This window comes from Clostridium sp. (assembly GCF_036642255.1).
GTDB lineage: Bacteria > Bacillota > Clostridia > Clostridiales > Clostridiaceae > Clostridium_J.
On sequence record NZ_JAVWDJ010000040.1, the window covers coordinates 1 to 20,279 of the forward strand.

Annotated in this window: 16 protein-coding genes and 1 riboswitch; of the genes, 8 read left to right on the forward strand and 8 right to left on the reverse strand. The window is 30.8% G+C overall.

Annotated elements, in window-relative coordinates; all coding sequences use genetic code 11:
• Positions 1-28: 28 nt before the first annotated feature.
• The 3 genes from RR409_RS16580 (at position 29) to RR409_RS16590 (ending at position 3,870) form a co-directional block, all read left to right on the forward strand.
• A complete protein-coding gene (locus RR409_RS16580) occupies positions 29-913 on the forward strand; it encodes a DegV family protein (RefSeq protein WP_332558883.1) in 885 nt (294 codons plus the stop codon).
• Positions 914-1,481: 568 nt separating this feature from the next.
• Positions 1,482-2,207 (forward strand): ABC transporter ATP-binding protein, encoded by a 726-nt coding sequence (locus RR409_RS16585; protein ID WP_332558884.1) that lies wholly within the window; start codon positions 1,482-1,484, stop codon positions 2,205-2,207.
• Complete coding sequence (locus RR409_RS16590) at positions 2,200-3,870, forward strand: hypothetical protein (protein ID WP_332558885.1); 1,671 nt, start codon at positions 2,200-2,202, stop codon at positions 3,868-3,870. The genes RR409_RS16585 and RR409_RS16590 overlap by 8 nt, the downstream gene beginning before the upstream one ends.
• Before the next feature lie 219 nt (positions 3,871-4,089).
• On the opposite strand, the gene RR409_RS16595 is transcribed toward RR409_RS16590, so the two are convergent.
• Positions 4,090-5,625: a diguanylate cyclase gene (locus RR409_RS16595; RefSeq protein ID WP_332558886.1), complete on the reverse strand. Its 1,536-nt coding sequence runs from the start codon at positions 5,623-5,625 to the stop codon at positions 4,090-4,092.
• A 361-nt stretch (positions 5,626-5,986) separates the two neighbouring features.
• Between RR409_RS16595 and RR409_RS16600 the strand changes: the two genes are divergently transcribed.
• From RR409_RS16600 to RR409_RS16610, 3 genes are all read left to right on the forward strand, one after another.
• Positions 5,987-6,151, forward strand: a complete 165-nt coding sequence (locus RR409_RS16600) for a hypothetical protein (protein WP_332558887.1) — start codon at positions 5,987-5,989, stop codon at positions 6,149-6,151.
• Between the two features lie 428 nt (positions 6,152-6,579).
• Positions 6,580-7,059, forward strand: a complete 480-nt coding sequence (locus RR409_RS16605) for a DUF3189 family protein (protein ID WP_332558888.1) — start codon at positions 6,580-6,582, stop codon at positions 7,057-7,059.
• Positions 7,060-7,333: 274 nt separating this feature from the next.
• Positions 7,334-8,407 carry an HD-GYP domain-containing protein gene (locus RR409_RS16610; RefSeq protein ID WP_332558889.1) on the forward strand — a complete coding sequence of 358 codons (1,074 nt, stop codon included), beginning with the start codon at positions 7,334-7,336 and terminating at the stop codon, positions 8,405-8,407.
• 152 nt (positions 8,408-8,559) lie between these two features.
• Here the strand turns inward: RR409_RS16610 and RR409_RS16615 are convergent, their stop codons facing one another.
• Positions 8,560-9,585, reverse strand: a complete 1,026-nt coding sequence (locus tag RR409_RS16615) for a branched-chain amino acid aminotransferase (protein WP_332558890.1) — start codon at positions 9,583-9,585, stop codon at positions 8,560-8,562.
• 252 nt (positions 9,586-9,837) lie between these two features.
• On the opposite strand from RR409_RS16615, the gene RR409_RS16620 reads away from it, so the two are divergent.
• Positions 9,838-10,848 (forward strand): aldo/keto reductase, encoded by a 1,011-nt coding sequence (locus RR409_RS16620; protein WP_332558891.1) that lies wholly within the window; start codon positions 9,838-9,840, stop codon positions 10,846-10,848.
• 265 nt (positions 10,849-11,113) lie between these two features.
• On the opposite strand, the gene glyA is transcribed toward RR409_RS16620, so the two are convergent.
• From glyA to gcvT, 6 genes are all read right to left on the reverse strand, one after another.
• Positions 11,114-12,346, reverse strand: coding sequence for a serine hydroxymethyltransferase (glyA, locus tag RR409_RS16625; RefSeq protein WP_332558892.1), 1,233 nt, complete (start codon positions 12,344-12,346; stop codon positions 11,114-11,116).
• A 149-nt stretch (positions 12,347-12,495) separates the two neighbouring features.
• A complete protein-coding gene (lpdA, locus tag RR409_RS16630) occupies positions 12,496-13,908 on the reverse strand; it encodes a dihydrolipoyl dehydrogenase (RefSeq protein WP_332558893.1) in 1,413 nt (470 codons plus the stop codon).
• A 156-nt stretch (positions 13,909-14,064) separates the two neighbouring features.
• Positions 14,065-15,519: an aminomethyl-transferring glycine dehydrogenase subunit GcvPB gene (gene gcvPB / locus RR409_RS16635; protein ID WP_332558894.1), complete on the reverse strand. Its 1,455-nt coding sequence runs from the start codon at positions 15,517-15,519 to the stop codon at positions 14,065-14,067.
• Between the two features lies 1 nt (position 15,520).
• A complete protein-coding gene (gcvPA, locus tag RR409_RS16640) occupies positions 15,521-16,864 on the reverse strand; it encodes an aminomethyl-transferring glycine dehydrogenase subunit GcvPA (RefSeq protein WP_332558895.1) in 1,344 nt (447 codons plus the stop codon).
• 1 nt (position 16,865) lies between these two features.
• Positions 16,866-17,249, reverse strand: coding sequence for a glycine cleavage system protein GcvH (gene gcvH, locus RR409_RS16645; RefSeq protein ID WP_332558896.1), 384 nt, complete (start codon positions 17,247-17,249; stop codon positions 16,866-16,868).
• A gap of 72 nt (positions 17,250-17,321) precedes the next feature.
• Positions 17,322-18,428 (reverse strand): glycine cleavage system aminomethyltransferase GcvT, encoded by a 1,107-nt coding sequence (gene gcvT / locus RR409_RS16650; protein WP_332558897.1) that lies wholly within the window; start codon positions 18,426-18,428, stop codon positions 17,322-17,324.
• 146 nt (positions 18,429-18,574) lie between these two features.
• A riboswitch (glycine riboswitch) is annotated at positions 18,575-18,675 on the reverse strand.
• A gap of 220 nt (positions 18,676-18,895) precedes the next feature.
• On the opposite strand from gcvT, the gene RR409_RS16655 reads away from it, so the two are divergent.
• Complete coding sequence (locus tag RR409_RS16655; protein WP_332558898.1) at positions 18,896-19,888, forward strand: lipoate--protein ligase; 993 nt, start codon at positions 18,896-18,898, stop codon at positions 19,886-19,888.
• Positions 19,889-20,279 lie beyond the last annotated feature (391 nt).

Sequence of the window (20,279 nt, forward strand, 5' to 3'; positions counted from 1 at the left end):
GACTTATATAGAAGAGAGGAACTAATATATGAAGGATTTTGAAATATTCACGGACTCTTGCTGTGATTTACCAATAGAATATATAAAAGAAAAAAATATTAAATTTGCTAGCCTAACTTGTAGTTATAGTGGAAAACAATATTTCGATGATTTTGGACAAAGCATAACACATAAACAATTTTTTCAAGACTTAAGAAATGGACAAACTCCACTTACTTCACAACCTAGTGTAGAAGAATTTTATCAAAAGTTTAAAGCTATTGGAGATGAAAATAAGGATATTTTATATATCTGTGTTTCAAGTGGATTAAGTGGAACAGAAAATAGTGCTACTATAGCTAAAAATATGTTATTAGAGCAATACCCAGAAATGAAAATAAGTATTATAAATATATTGACAGCATCTCTTGGACAAGGTCTTATGGTAATGAAGGCTTTTGAAATGAAGGAAATGGGAAAATCTCATGATGAAATAGTAAGTTATATGGAAGAAAATAAACAAAAGTTGAACACTTATATGACAGTAGATGATTTAAATCATTTAAAAAGAGGCGGAAGGTTATCATCAGCAGCAGCAATGATTGGAATAGTACTTCATATAAAACCAATACTTTCAATAAATAATGAAGGCAAAGTTATCACACTTCTTAAGATAAAAGGAAGAAAAAGCTCAATCAATAAATTAGCGGAAATTGTGGCTGAAAGAATTCAGAATCCAGAAGAGCAAACAATGGCTATATGCCACGGGGATTGCATCGAAGAAGCGCTGAAGCTTAAAGAGTGCATACTTAAGTTAGTAAAAGTGAAAAATGTGATTATTAACTATACAGGTCCTGCAGTAGGAACTCATGGAGGTCCTGGAAACTTAGCTGTATTTTTCATGGGAAAAGATAGACAGCATCATATTATTTAAGCAGAGGTAAAATTTAAATCAAAAGTCCGGAAACTAAAATTTATCAAAAATAAATTTAGTATAATATGGTTTCAGACTTATTTTAAAGTTTAAAATTATGTTTATATATTAAAGAAGTTAGGGAATATATTCTCTAGCTTCTTTAAATTTGCACATAAGTAGTTATATGGGATAGTATGCAAAATAACAAGCTCTTCGACACATTGATGCAAAGTTACATAATTTAATTTTTTTAATTTGCTTTATTTAAATCTGTGAAGGACTTCATTATAAATACAAATCCTTCATAAAATATTGCTTTATAGTTAGGGTAAAATCAAAAGGAAAAAAAGAGTTATAAGTTTCTATTTACCATGTATTAAATTTTTTATTATAATAAATTATAGTGGTGATAATGCATTTAGTATAATAATGAATTTGTGGTATAATATGGTAAAGAGGCTTAATTAATTATTATTTATGAACCTTTTGTCCATATAAATAGTTTAATTAGTATAAGAGCAAATGATTTAAATAAATAAAAAATATGCTCATTACTAATATTTAGATTAAATTGGGAGGATAGTATATGATTGAGATTTTAAACGTTACAAAAACTTATAATAATATCAATAATGCAGTAGACGGTGTAGATCTTACAATAAATAGTGGAGAAATATTTGGGTTTTTAGGTCCCAATGGGGCTGGCAAAACTACAACTCTTAAAATGATTACAGGAATAATAGAACCTAGCGAAGGTGACATAAAAGTTAATGGCATTAGTATAAAGGAAGAACCATTAAAAGCGAAAAAACTTTTTGCTTATGTACCTGATAATCCGGATATGTTTTTAAAATTTAAAGGCATTGAGTATCTTAACTTTATGGCAGATGTTTATAATGTGCCAAGGGAAAAAAGAAAAGAAAAAATAGAGAGCCTTTCCAAAAGATTTGATATGGAAAATGCCATAGGAGATAAAATTCAAACTTATTCTCACGGTATGAGACAAAAAATTGTGGTAATGGGTGCCTTAATTCATGACCCAGAGGTTTGGATACTAGATGAACCACTTACAGGTCTAGATCCTAAATCTGCATATATATTGAAAGAAATGATGAGAGAACATGCCAATAATGGTAAAACTGTTTTCTTTTCAACTCATGTATTAGATGTTGCGGAAAAAGTTTGTGATAGGGTGGCTATTATTAATAAGGGGAAAATATTATTTTGTGGCACTTTAAACCAAATGAAAGAACACTTTAAAACCAACGAGTCTCTTGAAAACATGTTCTTGGAGATGACTGAAAATGAGTAGAGTAATGTTATTAACTAAGGCCTTTTTAAAAAGTAATTTTACTAGTGAAAATTCAGTGAAAAAAAGAATGAAGAAGGGCTGGGAATATACAAACATAATTGCTATTTTATTCGCTTTTATTATATTCACTTTTAGTATTAGCACAATGTTATTTGGAATTTATGATTTTTTAGATCCAATAAAACAAACCGGAATGATGGTAGCCCTTGGATACAACATTTACTCTCTAGTAGTGTTTATATTTGGAATAATGTCTGTAATAACAGTATTTTATTTTGCAAAGGACGTGGAATATGTACTTCCGTTACCCTTTAAGTCTTGGGAAATATCCCTTGCAAAGTTTTTTTCAGTATTGGTCTACCAATATATATCAGGTTTATTTATTTTTGTGCCAGTTACTATATCTTATGGATACAAATCTGGAGCTGGAATTTTATTTTACTTGGTGTCTATACTGTGCTTTATAATGATACCAATTCTACCTCTAGTTTATAGTAGTTTAATTTCTATGGTGCTCATGAGATTTACTAGTATATCAAAGCATAAGGATGGATTTAGAATTGTTGCTGGAATTCTTGCTATGGTTTTTGCTTTGGGTATTAATCTTTTTACTAATAATATGACTAGGAGCGGCTTTGAAAATCCTGAAGCTGTGCAAAAGCTCTTAGCACAAGGGAATAATTCACTTATTAGTACTATTTCAAACCTATTTATTACTTCCAAGCTTGGAGCCTTAGCAGCTACAAATAGTGAATCATATAAAACATTAGCAAATATTGTATTACTTATTCTAATCTCTATCATTGCATTGGCAATATTTATTATTATATCTAACAGCTTCTATTTAAAGGGAGCCATAGGAGCTTCGGAAAGCTATGGCAAAAAAAGTAAGTTAAGTAATACTTCTATGGAAAGAAATATCGTTGAAAACTCACGGCTTAAAGCATGGATTAAAAAGGAGTTTATAATTCTTTTTAGAACTCCTGCTTATCTATTAAATTGTGTGGCTATAGTAATACTACTGCCATTTATATTGGGATTTTCTTTATTTGCAGAGGGGGATTTGAATACTACAATAGGTATGATAAAAAGCTTGTTGGAAAATAAGGAAATGTATTCTTTAGTTTTAATATCTATCTTTGGGGGAGTATTATTTACCTGTTGTGCTAATCCCACTGCAGCAACATCTATATCACGGGAAGGTGAAAAGATATTTCTTTCAAAATTTCTCCCTGTAAGTTATAAAACTCAAATTAATGCAAAAATTATTTCAAGTATTATCTTGAATGGTGCTACAATACTAGTATTGATAATTGGTTTATTAATTTTACAAGTAGATTTTTATTTAATAGGTATGATTATTGTACTTTCAATTTTAATATTATATTTTACAGCGGCCTCAGGAGTTTTAATTGATTTAGCATCACCTAAGCTTATATGGGATAATGAACAGAAGGCTGTAAAGCAGAATATGAATAGCTTGAAGTCAATAATAGTAGGAATCCTTTTAGGTGTTATTACTATTGGACCAGTGATTCTATTTAAAGCTAATATTAGTTGGGCATTTTCAATACTATTTGGTATAACCTTATTAGTGGATATAATATTATATACACTTATAAGTATTAAAGGAGTCCAATGGTTTAAGAATTTAGCTGATTAAATTGTAATATAATTATATTAATAAATAAGTAGGCAATAAAAAAAGAAAACTCACTCTCATGAGTTTTCTTTTTTTATTGCCTGATATACAGTAAGGATTTACTTATCATGGAAGAATTTTAAAATCTAAAAATGATAAAATCATAGTTAGTATGCTTTTATTAAATACTTTTTTATTTTTGTATTCTCAAATATAAAAGTAGGATTGAAACAAAATAAGTTATTGTCTCAAAACACCTTTTTCCTTTTTATTTTTATACATTAGTACATCAGCTTCTGAAATGAAATTTTCAACAATGGCAGCATTGGTAGAGTTGGTATCAACAATGCCATAACTAAAACTAATTTTATATGGTTTATTATATTCCTTTTCAATAAGCCTTAAGCTTTCTTGGATTCTATTCAACACAGTTGTTGCTTTTAATGAATCACAGCCACCAAAGATTACTATTATTTCATCGCCACCATATCTAAATACACAATCCTCAGATCGCATATTTGCAATGATAATTTTAGAGATAGTTTTAATATACCAATCTCCTTCTTCATGCCCATAAGTATCATTAACGGCTTTTAAACCATCAATATCAATAAAGCACAAAGAAATATTATAGGAATCAGTTTTACTTTTTTCGAATAGATTTTCAAGAATTAGCATTCCAGATCTTTTATTTAAAAGTCCTGTCATTTCATCCACCGTGGCATAACGTTTTAATATTTCCTCAGCTTTTTTTAATTTTGTAATGTCAGATAAGCCTAGTAGAATTGTAGCTTTGTCATAAAAATTCATTTTACTAGAGGATATTAAAGCTATTAAATCATCGCTAACTGAAGTATGTAAAATAGCTTCCTCGTTGAACAACTTTGGACTATTTTTGATTTTACCAATAATATTTCTATTTTCAGGACTATCTTTTAAAAAATTATCTAAGGTTAAGCTTTGTGGAATATGATTAGTGATTCCTACCATTTTTTCAGCTAACTCATTAAATTCCATCACATTTAAACTTTCCTCATCTATTAAGAACATAGGTGCTGGAGCGGTTTCAAATAGTTTTAAAAGATTTTCATGACTTTCATGAATCTTTTCAAAAGCAACGGTAATTTCTTTCTCAGCAGGTATGAAGATAAAAAGAGTTTCTAGTAAAAGTACAAACAAAGTAACAAAAAGTATAATAAATCCATAACTCTTAATAATGTGTATTTTATTCATTGACTCCAATTCATACCGATATACTATGGAATCCATCCCTCTAAGAAATATGTCTTCATTTTCATCTATTGTTTGTAAGCTAGAGTATAGGGTTTCCTTGGAAAATATATCTTCTTGTACTGAATCTATAATTCTATTAGAAGATATCAGAATTTTTTTGCGACTCACTTCTATTTCTTCAAATAAGTTAAGTACAATCTCACTATTTACACCAGATAAATTCATATTCTGATCTCTATGTAGAAGTTCAAAGTGAGATTTTTCCCAAAGGGTAGTAGCTTCAATTAACTCCTGCAGTGACTCAGCTATTAAGTTTTTGTCTTCTAAAGAATATAAACTTAAAGCTGACTTGGTTATGCGCTGGCTTAACATTCTTTGGCGACCCGCAATATTAATAACTGTGGAATAGTTTTTTTCTCTACTTATGCTAATTTGGAGTATAATTTGACTTAAAATCACCAAAGAAGCAATGATTAAAAGTGCAAGCTTGTACCGTTTTCTTAATAAGGTACCGAGGTTTTGTTTCTCCGTTTTGTTTTCCATTTATATAAATCCTCCATATTACAGTATTTTATAGAATGTTAAGCCAATTATTGTTTTAAAAGATTCATAGTCAAAATTAGTTATATTTATAACTATATTAGTTTAATTCTATAATAGAAATTTCTTATTAATATTTCTATTATAATATGGTTATGGTAAAAATGTTATATTTTATTAAAATTACCACTTCCAATGAACCAATCTTCTAAAAAAATCAAACATTTAAAGTAGAAAGGCATTGAAATGTTTAACTAGGGTTACTAATCCAGAGGAAGATATTGTTAACTTTACTAACAATTTATTAATATTTTTATGCTATTAAAGTATTCTACGGTGAAGGTTTTTATGGAATTTATTCGAAATGTTATTCGATATAGTTTCAGATCCATCTAAAATAACAAATGCACTTCTGATAGGAATGATATTAACTTTTGCACCTACAGGCTCAGAAATGAATGCGGGGGATATGGTAAAGAGTCCAGACAGGTGTTCACCCAATGGAACATTAAATAAGTGCATATTTTGATATTACACATGGAGTTGGTGTTGGAATTTTGGCACCTTATTGGATGGAGTTTTTAATTATAGTAAGTTTGATAAAAAATTTAATTTGTTTCTTCAGGAAAATGAGATAAAACATCCATTTTTGTAAATAGAATTAGAATAAAAACCATAGGAAAATATATTTCTGATAAAGTATTGATATTGGAGAAGAAAGAAAAAGCGTTTAAATGATTAAATTTAGGACAAATTGTAGCAAAGAATCAACCCAATAGGTCGCTAAAAATCTAAAAATAAAGTCTAAGAAGAATAAAAAATCACTGCATTTCAAATAATGTTAAAGAATGAATTTCAAGTCATAATGTAACAATTAAAATGTATACTCTACATTATTTATAGAAAATATTGGAGAAATTTCATTTAGTAGAATTTTATAAATAGGAGTGATAAAAGTTGGTAGTAGTATATCATGATGTAGGAGGAGCACATTCCTCTTGTTTAGCGGCAAACATTCACATAAATAAGTTACCTATGAATAAAATTCCAAACAGAGAAGATGTTATAAATCTTCCCACCTTCGATAAAATCACCAAGGATGATCAAGGACATTTAATATATATAGGTGATGATGAATTCGGCGCAAAAGTATATACTTTAAGTAGGCAGTATAAACCTCAACTTGTAATCCCTGCAATTATAGATACTTATAGAATTGTAAATGGGGATATAGAGGGACTTTTTATGGGAGATACGTCTCCAACTGTTAATAATCTTATGAGAATCGGTGGATTTTCATCAAGGAGATTACATTGGGTATCCTTTGGAAGACCTATTGTTACTACAGGCTCTTTGAATGCATATATGGATATAGTTAATGTGGTGAAAAACGTAAAGGAAGAAATGAAAGAGGATATAAGAAATAGAAAAGATTAGTGAACTGATTGTAAAATCAAGGTTCCTTAAAAGGCTAGGGAAAAACTAGAAACTACTTTAAGGAACTTTGTTTTTATATATATGTAATTTTTATACAAAGTTAGGAATATGAAGGGATTTTGAATTTTCTGTCGAATAAATATGAACAAGTAAACATGATCTTCAATAACTTAAGGTAATTTAAAAAAATTATTTATTGTTGAAAGTATAGTTAATTAGAAGAAAAATTAATTTTCTTATATATTAATTAAATATAAATATGGGGGCTACGTATATGGGGAGAGCGGTGCAAAGCATAGATATTTATAAGTTAGAACCAGGAATGGTATTAGCAAGAGAAATTTTGCATAAAGGAATTGTTTTAGTGAATAAGGACGTAGTAATTACTTCAACAATAATAAGTAGTTTAGAAAATTACCTTATTTTTGAACCAGTACTTGTCTATATTGAAAATAAACCTGAAGATATAGTGGATAAGAAGACTGAAAAAGCCATTGATAACAGTGTTGCTGAAATAGAAGAAAGTTTTAATGGTTTTGCAAATGTTGTAGAGTATATGTTTAACAATTTATTTTGTGAGGACATGACTTATATAGAAGAAATAGAAAAATTTTCTAAGAAAATTCAAAGTGAGTTAAATGCAACAGGAGCAATTGTTAAAAATATTGTTTTGTATGGCAGTGGAGAAGATTGCATTTATAGGCATTCAGTAAATGTAGCAGCATTAAGCTCAATTTTGGGGAAATGGGTTGGGTTAGACTCTAATGAGATTGAGTTATTAACATATTCAGCAATGCTTCATGATATTGGTAAAGCTAAAATTGATGAGAAAATTTTAAATAAAGTTGAGCCTTTAAGCCAAAATGAATTTAGCACCATAAAAAACCATTCAGTAATTGGATACAATTTGATTAAACAAATACCCAATTTGCATGATTCAGTGCTTTATGGTGTTTTAATGCATCATGAAAGATTGGATAGATCAGGTTATCCATTAGGGGTTGAGGAGAACAAAATACATAAATTTGCAAAGATAATTGCTATAGCAGATACTTTTGATGCAGTAAATTCTAACAGAGTATATAAAAAGAAGAGGGGTCCGTTTCAAGCTTTAGAAATAATACAAAAGGAAAGCTTAGGAAAATTGGATTATGAATATTGTAAAATATTTCTTGAGCATATTATTAATTATTATATCGGTGAAGAGGTAATCTTAAATACAAATAAAGTGTGTAAAATATTGCAAATTAATTTAAATGATTTATCTCGTCCATTGTTGCTTGATGATTCGGAATTTTTAGATTTAGCAAAACACAAGGAATTAATTGTTGAAAACCTAGTGGTATAAAATATTATTAAATTTTTATATTGTTTGGAAAAAATCAATGAAGCTGTGATTTTAAATTTGAACTTATGTACACATGAAAAAATAAGGGAATCTTTTTAATAAGATTCCCTTACTTATACTGAAAAATTAGTTATATATCTAGGTTATATTAATTATTTAACTACCACAATCCATCCTTTTGGAGCTTGTACCTCACCAATTTGAATACCACATAAGGTATCATAAAGTTTTCTAGTAATAGGACCTACTTCAGTTTCACTATGGAAAACATGCAGTTTATCCTTGTATTCAATGCCACCAATTGGAGTGATTACTGCAGCAGTTCCACAAGCGCCTGCTTCTTTGAATTCATCTATATTATCTATAAGAACGTCTCTTTCTTCTACTTCAAGTCCTAAGTATTCTTTTGCTACATGCATTAGTGAGTATTTTGTTATACTTGGAAGTATTGAATCTGATTTTGGAGTGATAAACTTATTATCCTTAGTTATCCCAAAGAAATTAGCAGCTCCAACTTCTTCGATTTTTGAATGAGTTAGTGGGTCAAGATAAATACAATCCGCAAATCCTTTCTTTAAAGCTATTTCATGAGCTAAAAGACTCGCAGCATAATTTCCGCCTACCTTTGCAGCACCAGTTCCACATGGCGCAGCTCTATCATAATCAGAAATCATAAAGTTTACAGGAGCAAGTCCACCTTTAAAATATGGACCAACAGGAGAACAAAATACGCTAAACATGAATTCTGGAGCTGTTTTAACCCCTAAATTATCGCCAATTCCTATAAGGTAGGGTCTAAGATAAAGACTTGCACCTGTTCCATAAGGAGGAACATAAGCTTCATTAGCCTTAACCACTTGTACACATGCATCAACAAATTTTTCTATTGGAAGTTCTGGCATTATAAGACGTTTGCAACTGTTATTCATACGTTTAGCATTTTCATCAGGTCTGAAAAGTTGAATTTTCCCATCAGCAGTTCTGTATGCTTTTAAACCTTCGAAACATTGTTGGCCATAATGAAGAGCTGTTGAACCTTCACTTAAACTTACATTATTATCTTCAACTAGTTTTCCATCATCCCAAGACCCATTTCTCCATACAGAAACATACCTAAGATCTGTTTTAATGTAATTAAAACCTAATTTACTCCATTCAATATTTACAGTTTTATTCATATCAACACCTCTTTATTTAAATATAACATTTTATTCATCAATACTATTATACCGCACATTTAAACGATTACAATGGTTAAAAAGTTAAATTTTGATGAAAATATACAAAAAGTAATGAAAATTCAGAATTAACCCTTATATAATAAGCTTAAAGGGTGTGCACATCACAAAACATATAAAATATGATATAATTTTAGAATAGATTTAATATATTATAAGTTCATGAATGAAGTAAGTTAGGGGATGAATTTAGTGAAGTTTAAAACTTTGGGAAAAACAAACTTAAAAGTATCAGTAATTGGATTTGGTGGAATTCCAGTACAGAGAATTAATATGGAAGAAAGTAAGAAAGTAGTTTTAAAAGCAGAAGAATTAGGGGTAAATTTTATTGACACTGCCAGAGGTTACACTGTGTCTGAAGAGTATATTGGTTATGCATTAGAAGGTAGAAGAGAAAAATGGATAATAGCCACAAAGAGTATGTCAAGAGATAAGGTCTCAATGGCAAGAGATATAGAAATTAGTTTAAAAAATCTTAGAACAAACTATATTGATTTATATCAACTTCATAACGTTAAAACGCCTTCAGAATTAGATAAAGTACTTAGTGATGAAGGCGCATACCAAGCGCTTCTTGAAGCTAAAGCTGAAGGAAAGATAGGACATATAGGAATTACTTCTCATAGCTTAGATTTGCTTAAAACCGCAATAGAGATGGATAAATTTGAATCAATAATGTATCCCTATAATATTGTAGAAAATCAAGGAGAAGAGTTGTTTAATAGAGCAAGTGAACTAAATATAGGAGTTATTGCTATGAAGCCTATGGCAGGAGGGGCTCTTGATGATGGTGACATAGCGTTAAGATACATCCTAAAAAATACAAATGTAACTACAGCAATACCTGGAATGGCAACTATTGAAGAGGTATTAGAAAACAGCAATGCATCAACTGATGAAAGGGATTTTACTAAAGAAGAAAATGTAAAAATTCTTCAAATTTCAGAAGAATTAGGGGAGACATTTTGTAGAAGATGTGGTTATTGTGCACCATGTCCACAGAAGATAGATATTCCAACTATGTTTGTTTTCAGTGCTTATAAAGAAAGATATAATCTAAAAGAGTGGGCAGAAGAGAGATATGGAACACTGACAGCTACAGCAAAAGATTGTACAGCATGTGGTGCCTGTGAAAAGAAATGTCCATACGATTTGCCAATAAGAAATATGCTTAAAAAGGTTAGAAAAACCTTTAATGAATAAGCTCAAAACCTTTTCAATTATGATAGATATGAACAATAATTATAAATATTTAATATTTAATAATACATTTGGATATCTGATGTGATTTCAATGCTATAATCTTAGAAAGTGTAGTAAAATATACTATAATAAATTTTTGTATTTGAATGAAAAATAAGACATAAAAGGTTAAAAAATAAAGTGAGTAGGTAAAAATATGGTTAAACACCACAGATTTACCTACTCTTTGCTTTATAATAAATTATTTCACAAGGATGTTTATAATTTATTTGTATAATTTAATTTTATCGCAAAGATTTTTGACTCTTTGTTTTATAGGTTCTAAATCACCATCTTTATTTTCAATTGCATGATTAATTATATCTGCAATTTCCACCATCTCATCTTTACCAAAACCTCTTGTAGTTACAGCTGGAGTACCTATTCTTATTCCACTAGTAACAAAAGGACTTTGAGTTTCAAAAGGAACTGTATTTTTATTTACTGTAATACCTATTTCATCAAGTAGGTGTTCAGCGGCCTTACCAGTGATATCTTTATTTCTAAGGTCTACTAACATTAAATGATTATCAGTACCTTCGGAAACTAAGTTAAAACCTCTTTCGATGAGAGAAGATGCTAAAGTTTGAGCATTTTCAAGAACTTTTCTTTGATATGCTTTAAACTCATCACTCATAGCTTCCTTAAAACATACTGCTTTTGCAGCAATTGTATGCATAAGTGGTCCACCCTGAATGCCAGGGAAGATTGCTTTATCAATGCTCTTAGCATATTGTTCTTTGCAAAGTATAGCACCACCCCTAGGGCCTCTTAAGGTTTTATGAGTTGTTGTAGTAACGAAATCTGCATAAGGAACTGGGGTTGGATGAAGACCTGCTGCAACTAAACCTGCAATATGAGCCATGTCTACCATCATGTAAGCTCCAATTTCATCACAAATTTCTCTTATTTTTTCAAACTCAATAGTTCTAGAGTAAGCACTAGCTCCAGCAACTATCATTTTAGGTTTTTCCTCAACAGCTATTCTTCTTAATTCTGTATAATCTATGTAACCATCTTCGTTTACACCGTAGGACATAAAGTTGTATAGTTTTCCAGAAAAGTTTACAGGGCTTCCGTGAGTTAAGTGGCCTCCATGAGATAAATTCATACCAAGAATTTTATCTCCAGGCTCTAAAACAGCCATATAAACTCCCATATTAGCTTGAGACCCAGAGTGAGGTTGAACATTTGCATGATCAGCACCAAATAGCGTACACATTCTATCTCTTGCGATATTTTCTGTAATATCTACATATTCACAGCCACCATAGTATCTTTTTCCTGGGTATCCCTCTGCATATTTATTAGTAAGGGGAGAACCCATTGCCTCCATAACTGCATAACTTGTGAAGTTTTCAGATGCGATAAGTTCTATTTTAGTTTCTTGTCTACCCATTTCTAATTGTATAGTTTCATAAATCTCAGGATCATACTTTTTAATGTTTTCAAAATTCATTTGACACACTCCTTTTAGTATAAGATGCGAAAGATAATTTGGAAGGAGATATAACCAATGGTTACAAGTAAAGCATTAAATAAAGCTAAACAAAATCTTAGGGAATCGCCTTCCAAAATTATTGTGAATACTTTCTAATTTTAAAACATTTATTTTTTTATTGGGGCAAGATGAATAGCTTCACCAGCTAAGCCAATGACTGCTTCAGAGAAACCTTCGGCCAAGGTAGGATGTGCATGCATAGTATTTTTAATATCAGCAACTGTCAGTGTTTTTGAAATAGCTAATGCACCCTCATGAATTAAATCAGAGGCATGAGGTCCCATAATGTGAACTCCAAGGATTGTGTTATCAGTAACATTATCTGCATTCTTAGTTGATAAAACTTTAATAAAACCTTCGCCTTCACCTAGGGCTAGGGCCTTACCATTGGCTCCGAACATAAACTTAGCCACATTATATTCCATCCCTTTAGCCTTTGCTTGGTCTTCAGTAATTCCTACACTTGCAATTTCAGGGAATATAAAAATGCAACTTGGAACCTCTGAATGTACTGAGTCTTGGGAATAGTTCATAATAGTTTCAGCAACGTTAATTCCTTGGTGAGATGCAACATGGGCAAGCATTATGCCGCCATTAACATCACCTATAGCATAAACACCCTTAATATTTGTCTCGTGGTTAGCATTAGTTTTAATTCCTTTTCTATCATAAATAATGCCTGTACCATCTAAATTAAGCCCCTCAGTATCTGGTAATCTTCCAGCAGATACAAGTACTTTTTCGACATCAATGCTAAATTCTCCTTTTTTATTTTCACCTAAAATTGTAAAAATTTCATCATTTTTAAGAATCTTATTAACCTTTGTAGAGGTATTAATTTCTAATCCTCTTTTTTTCAGTGAAACAGTTACACGCTTTGTTATATCACTGTCAACTCCGTTTAAAATTGAAGGTAAATATTCCATTACAGTTACCTTTGTACCTAGAGCATTGAAGATGCATGCTAATTCCATTCCAACTACACCACCACCAATCACAGCAAGGCTATTTGGAATGGAGTCAAAATTTAATATTTCTTCACTAGTATAAATCCCTTTAGTATTTATTCCTTCGATTGGAGGAAGAGCAGGTTTAGAGCCAGTTGCTATTATAATATTTTCACCTGTTAACTCCCTTAGCACTCCATTCTCTATAACAATAACAGTGTTTTTATCCTTAAAGGAAGCTGTTCCTTTAATTACTTCTACTTTATTTGCTTTTAATAATTGATCGATGCCGTTAACTAAACTGTCAATTACCTGCTGTTTTCTTTGTTGAATTTTTTCAACATTAATGGAGTAGCCATCGATATTGATTCCAAATTCATCTATATTTTTTAATGTGTTTAATATTTCAGCATTTCTATTTAAGGCTTTTGTAGGTATACAGCCTCTGTTTAGGCAAGTACCACCTAGTTTATCTCTTTCTATAAGTGCTACTTTTGCACCTAATTGAGCTGCCCTTATGGCTGAAACATATCCACCAGGACCTCCACCTATAACAATAATATCCTTATCCATAGTTCTCACCCTATCCATTCTATATTATTTATAATATTCTCTAAGAATAACTATTTTCTTATCTTTTATAGAAACTAAATATACCCCCTAAAGGAAGTTTTGGTGGAGGTATAAAGCCCCCACCAAAGTTATTGAAAAAAATATCAACTTTTTTTATTATTTATGCCATGTTAATACTGGAGTTCTAGCTGCTCTTACCTCATCCAGTCTTCTAATGTTAGTATTGTAAGGAGCACCTTTAACTAATTCAGGATTTTCTTTAGCTTCTTCAGAAATTCTAATCATTACATCAATAAAGCTATCTAATGTTTCTTTGCTTTCAGTTTCTGTTGGTTCAATCATGATAGCATTATCGATAATTAATGGGAAATATATAGTTGGAGGATGATATCCATAATCTAATAATCTTTTTGCTACATCTAAAGTAGACACAGTACCTATTCCTTTAGTAAGGCCGCCTAAAACGAATTCATGCTTACAAACTTTATCAATAGGAAGATAGTAATGTTTTTTTAGTTTTTCCTTTATATAGTTTGCGTTTAATACAGCTATTTGGCTGGCTTTTTTTAATCCTTCAGCCCCCATAGTTAATACATAAGTATATGCCCTAACCATTACACCAAAATTTCCATAAAAACTTTTTACTTTTCCTATTGATAGAGGTTTGTCATAATTAAGTTTATATTCATTTTCATTTTTTTCAATTACTGGTACTGGCAAATAGGGAACAAGGTCTTTCTTTACTCCAACAGGACCACTTCCAGGGCCGCCTCCGCCATGTGGGGTAGAGAAGGTTTTGTGTAGATTAAGGTGTACTACATCAAAGCCCATGTCGCCAGGTCTTGTTACCCCCATTATGGCATTCATATTTGCGCCGTCATAATATAAAAGACCACCAGCCTCATGAACTAAATCTGCAATTTCTTTTATTTTTTTTTCGAAAATACCTAAAGTACTAGGGTTTGTTAGCATTAATCCTGCCACTTCATCATTTAAAGCAGCTTTTAAGTTTTCTATATCAACATCACCATTAGCATTTGACTTTATTTCCACAACCTCAAGGTCAATAACTGCAGCACTTGCAGGATTTGTACCATGAGCAGAATCTGGGACAATAATTTTCTTTCTTTTTAAATCACCTCTTTGCTCATGATAGGCTTTAATTATCATAAGACCAGTGAGTTCACCATGAGCACCAGCAGCAGGTTGAAGTGTAACTGCATCCATACCGGTGACTTCTGAGAGTGTTTCACTGAGGTGGTGCATCATTTGTAGTGATCCTTGTACTGATGACTCAGGTTGGTAAGGATGCACTTGAGTAAATTTCGGAAGTGATGCCATGTCCTCATTAATTTTAGGGTTATACTTCATAGTACAAGAGCCAAGAGGGTAGAATCCTGTGTCAACACCAAAGTTCTTATTTGATAGTGCTGTATAGTGCCTTATAACATCTACCTCGCTTACCTCTGGTAAATTTAATGGAGTTTTTCTTAAGAATGACTCAGAGATTATGCTATCTACTGATACATCAGGAATGTCTAGTTCTGGGAGTGAATAAGCTTTTCTACCTTCTTTTGAAATTTCAATAATTAATTTATTATAATCTTTCATTTTATTCTACACCTCCCATAATATTAGCTAACCTTTCAATATCATCTTTTGTTCTCTTTTCAGTTACACAAATCAAAAGTGAATTTTTTATAGTAGGATATTGAGTTTCAAGAGAATATCCACCTAAAATACCATTGTTATATAATTCATCGTTTAGTTTTTGCGTGCTAGTTTCACTTGAAATCGCAAATTCCTTAAAGAAAGGTTTGTCAAATAGAGGTTTGAATTTACCAGTTTTAATTAACTCATTAAAAGTATAGTGTGCTTTTTTCATAGATTGCTGCGCAACTTCTTTAATGCCTTCTTTACCTAACGTTGTTAAATAAACGGCTGCAACCAAAGCATTAAGTGCTTGGTTTGAACAAATATTTGAAGAAGCCTTATGTCTTTTAATATGTTGTTCTCTAGCTTGAAGAGTTAAGACAAAAGCTCTTTTACCATCTAAGTCAACAGTTTCTCCCACAATTCTTCCCGGAAGTTTTCTCATGAGTTTTGATGTTGTAGCCATGAATCCAATGTAAGGACCTCCAAAGTTTAATGCGTTTCCTAAACTTTGACCTTCACCAACAACTATATCAGCACCAAGCTCCCCTGGAGTTTTTAGTATTCCAAGAGAAATTGGATCAACACTCATTACAAGAAGGCTTTTATTCTCATGAGTAATTTTTTCGATTTCTGAAACGTCTTCTATAACGCCAAAGAAATTTGGGTTCTGAAGTATAACTCCAGCAGTATCTTTAGAAATAACCTCTTTTAGTTTGTCAACATCAGTTTCTCCATCCTTGAAATCTACTTCAATTAGTTCTAAATTACGAAATTTCATATAGGTTTTTAGTACAGCTCTTGTTTCTGGATGAACAGTTTTGGAAACTACAATAGATTTTCTTCTTGTAGAATCAGTAGCTAGTATAGCAGCTTCAGCGCAAGCTGTTGCGCCATCATACATAGATGCATTAGCTACAGCCATTCCTGTGAGTTCTGCAATCATTGATTGATATTCAAAAATTACTTGAAGAGTACCTTGACTTATTTCAGGTTGATATGGAGTATATGCAGTGTAAAACTCAGATCTAGAAGTTATATGCTTAATTATTGAAGGAATATAATGATCATAAGCACCAGCTCCTAGAAAACATGTTAAATCTTCAATATTTCTATTTTTAGCCGAAACATTGCTTATATGAGAGGCTACTTCTAACTCACTCATAGGATTGCCAAGATTAAGTGGTTTTGAAAGCCTTAAATCTTCAGGAATATCTGAAAATAAATCTTCCATTGTATTTAGGTTGATAGAAGTTAGCATATCTTTTTCGTCTTCGCCTGTAAGAGAAAAATATGGAAACATATTATACCTCCTTAGAACAATGAATTTCGTAGTTTTCAGCATTTAAGAGATCATTTATTTGAGATTTATCCAATAATTCAATACAAATCATCCAATTTTCGTATGGATCTTCGTTAACAAGTTCAGGATTATCAACAAGATTCTCATTTATTTCAAGAACCTTACCATCAACAGGAATCAATAAATCTGAGGCAGCTTTAACGGACTCTACAGAACCAAAGCTATCACCTGCAGTAAAATCTGAATCAACTTCTGGAAGTTCTACAAAAACAATACTACCTAGAGCATGTTGAGCATAATCCGTAATTCCAATATAAGCTTTGTCACCCTTTACGCTTAACCATTCATGATCCTTTGAATAAAATAAATCGTTTACAACTTTCATTATTAATACCCCCATAATTTATTTTTTAATAGTATATTTTAATATTTATTATTAGCAATATATCTTTAGTATTTATTTTTGATAATTTTTTGTATAGAATTTTTTGCTTATTACCTCAGCCTTTACAGACTTGTTACGAATTATAATTTCGATTTCAGTACCTAGTTCAGAATATTTAGCATCGATAAGAGCAAGTCCTATATTTTTTTTAAGAGTAGGAGACATGTAACCAGTTGTTACAAAACCGATTTTTTCACCACTAGCGAAAACCTCGTATCCTTGTCTCGGTATTCCTCTTTCTTTCATTTGAAAGCCTACAAGTTTTCTCGATAAACCTTCTTCCTTTTGTTTAACTAAGGCATCTTTACCAATAAAGTGTTCCTTTTTTAATTTCACAAAGTAACCGAAACCAGCTTCTAATGGAGTTATTTCTTCGTTTATTTCATGTCCATATAGAGGTAATGTAGCTTCAAATCTTAAGGTATCTCTGCATCCAAGACCAGTAGGTTTTAGCCCTAAGTCTTTGCCTATATTTAACAGACTGTTCCAAAGATTCTCAATATTTTCGTTGCTAGTATATATTTCAAAGCCGTCTTCTCCAGTGTAGCCTGTTCTTGAAACTAAGCAAGACATACCTGCTATATTAACGTCTCTCTTACAGTAGAAAAATTTAATTTCATTAAGATCAACATCAGTTAGTAATTGAAGTATTTCTTGTGCTTTAGGACCTTGCAAGGCAACTTGTGATACATCATCGGATATGTTTTTTAAGTCCACTTTAAAAGGCTCTTTGTTATCTTGCATCCATTTGAAATCTTTATCAATATTACCTGCGTTTATTACCAAATAGTAATGATTTTCGTTGAATCTATATACTAATAGGTCATCAACAACACCACCACTTGGATAACACATGAAAGTATAAAGTATCTGGTTATCTTCTAGAACACTAATATCATTTGTAACAAGGTTTTGAACAAATTCAAAAGCTTCCTCACCAGTTGCGTCAACTTCACCCATATGGGATACATCAAATAAACCAGCATGATTTCTTACAGCCTCATGTTCCTCGAGAATTCCTTTGTATTGAACAGGAAGCACCCAACCAGCGAAGTCTATGAGTTTTCCACCATATTTTTCGTGAGCATTGTAAAGATGTGTTCGTTTTCCTGTAAGCATATCCTTATCCCCCTTTATAAAAAAATATATAAAAAAAAGTGAAAGCAAAAGATGCCTCCACATTCTCTGTCGACTTTACTAGAAGAATTAAATGATTCAACAGTGAAACACTATCTTCTTAGTACAAATTTACATTTCCAGAGTTCCATCAATTAATGATACTTTTGCCTGAAAGTTTCTATATAAATAGGAGATTTATATATTGCTCCTTCGGCTATCTGCAAGAGATATCTCTCATTAACATCATATGGGTTATATAACTTATATTGGAATTGTTTATATTTTAATTTTATAACAATCAAATAATATAGTCAATATGTTTATTAAATTTAGTATAATGAAATATTTTAAAAGTAAAGTTGCATATTGATTCTATGCAGGATTATTAGATTTTGTTGAAAAAGATTTTTTAATTTGCTATTATTAATCTTAGTAATTAAAAAACTACTGTAAAGGGGATAGGGGAAATGCTTTTTATAGACAACAATAATACTAATCCTTACTTCAATCTTGCTATGGAAGAATATTTGCTCAAAGAATTTAATGAGGACATTTTTATCTTATGGAGAAACGAACCTGCCATAATTGTTGGGAAAAATCAAAATACCATTTCTGAGATAAACATTGACTATGTTAAGGAAAACTCAATACCAGTAGTAAGAAGATTAACTGGGGGAGGAGCGGTGTTTCACGATTTGGGAAACATAAACTTTACGTTTATTTCTAAAGATCATGAGGGAGATTTAAATGATTTTCGTAAATTCACAACACCTATACTAGAAGTACTACAAGAACTTTCAGTTGAAGCTGAATTTTCAGGAAGAAATGATTTAACCATTAAAGGTAAGAAATTCTCAGGTAATGCTCAATGCAATTATAAAAATAAAGTTATGCATCATGGCACATTGCTATTTTCTTCTAAGATTACGGATTTGTCTTCAGCACTGAAAGTGAAAAATATAAAATTTGAAGGAAAGAGTGTTAAATCTGTCACAAGTAGAGTGACAAATATTAGCGAACATCTACCCATTTCTATAACAATTTCTGAATTTAAAGATAAGATTATGAACCATGTATCATCAAAAAATGGAGAAAGTAATATATACAAATTTACAGAGGATGATATAAGTGCAATAAATAAATTAGTGAGAGACAAGTACAACACATGGGATTGGAACTTTGGAAGCTCTCCAAAGTACTCTTTTGAAAATATTATAAGATTTTTAGGAGGAACAGCGGAATTCCACGTGGATGTAAAAAAAGGTATCATTGAAAACATTAAAATTTATGGAGATTTTTTTGGTAAAGAAAATATATCTCAATTAGAAGAAACTTTGTTAGGAATTAAACATAATGCAGATGATATTAGACAAGGTTTATCAAAATTCGATATAAGTAAATGTATTCATAACATTACTATAGATGAGCTAATTAATGGACTTTTAGGTACAGAAAAATAAAATAAAATTTTTAGAGCTTTGTAGAAATCTACAAAGCTCTTTTTATATTTTATTCTAAACTAGATTTTTGTGATTAGTAAACTTTTAAATAAATTAGTTTTAGTTTTAGTGCAAGGGTTATAAGGATTTAAAAAGTAAAGAATGGTGTGTGAATCTGAACTTTTCTACTTTTAGTTATAGACTTGTAAATTAGTACTGAAAAATTCGGGAGAGGCTTTTGAAACAAATAATATGTAATTTAAGAAAAAATACTATACACTCCTGGAATCTTTATCTTTAATTATGTAGGTTAATGGTTTAATTCAGAAGTAGTAACATAGGATTTCTATATTTTTATATTTTTTTTCAATCTGTAACATAGGTTACCGATTAATTATGTAATAGCTTGTAT

Coding starts and splice junctions, on each gene's coding strand:
- RR409_RS16600 (WP_332558887.1), top strand. CDS start 5,987: ATGTTATTCGATATAGTTTCAGATCCATCTAAAATAACAAATGCACTT.
- RR409_RS16610 (WP_332558889.1), top strand. CDS start 7,334: ATGGGGAGAGCGGTGCAAAGCATAGATATTTATAAGTTAGAACCAGGA.
- gcvPB (WP_332558894.1), bottom strand. CDS start 15,519: ATGAAAGATTATAATAAATTAATTATTGAAATTTCAAAAGAAGGTAGA.
- RR409_RS16615 (WP_332558890.1), bottom strand. CDS start 9,585: ATGAATAAAACTGTAAATATTGAATGGAGTAAATTAGGTTTTAATTAC.
- RR409_RS16595 (WP_332558886.1), bottom strand. CDS start 5,625: ATGGAAAACAAAACGGAGAAACAAAACCTCGGTACCTTATTAAGAAAA.
- RR409_RS16585 (WP_332558884.1), top strand. CDS start 1,482: ATGATTGAGATTTTAAACGTTACAAAAACTTATAATAATATCAATAAT.
- gcvPA (WP_332558895.1), bottom strand. CDS start 16,864: ATGTTTCCATATTTTTCTCTTACAGGCGAAGACGAAAAAGATATGCTA.
- gcvT (WP_332558897.1), bottom strand. CDS start 18,428: ATGCTTACAGGAAAACGAACACATCTTTACAATGCTCACGAAAAATAT.
- RR409_RS16655 (WP_332558898.1), top strand. CDS start 18,896: ATGCTTTTTATAGACAACAATAATACTAATCCTTACTTCAATCTTGCT.
- RR409_RS16580 (WP_332558883.1), top strand. CDS start 29: ATGAAGGATTTTGAAATATTCACGGACTCTTGCTGTGATTTACCAATA.
- RR409_RS16590 (WP_332558885.1), top strand. CDS start 2,200: ATGAGTAGAGTAATGTTATTAACTAAGGCCTTTTTAAAAAGTAATTTT.
- gcvH (WP_332558896.1), bottom strand. CDS start 17,249: ATGAAAGTTGTAAACGATTTATTTTATTCAAAGGATCATGAATGGTTA.
- glyA (WP_332558892.1), bottom strand. CDS start 12,346: ATGAATTTTGAAAACATTAAAAAGTATGATCCTGAGATTTATGAAACT.
- lpdA (WP_332558893.1), bottom strand. CDS start 13,908: ATGGATAAGGATATTATTGTTATAGGTGGAGGTCCTGGTGGATATGTT.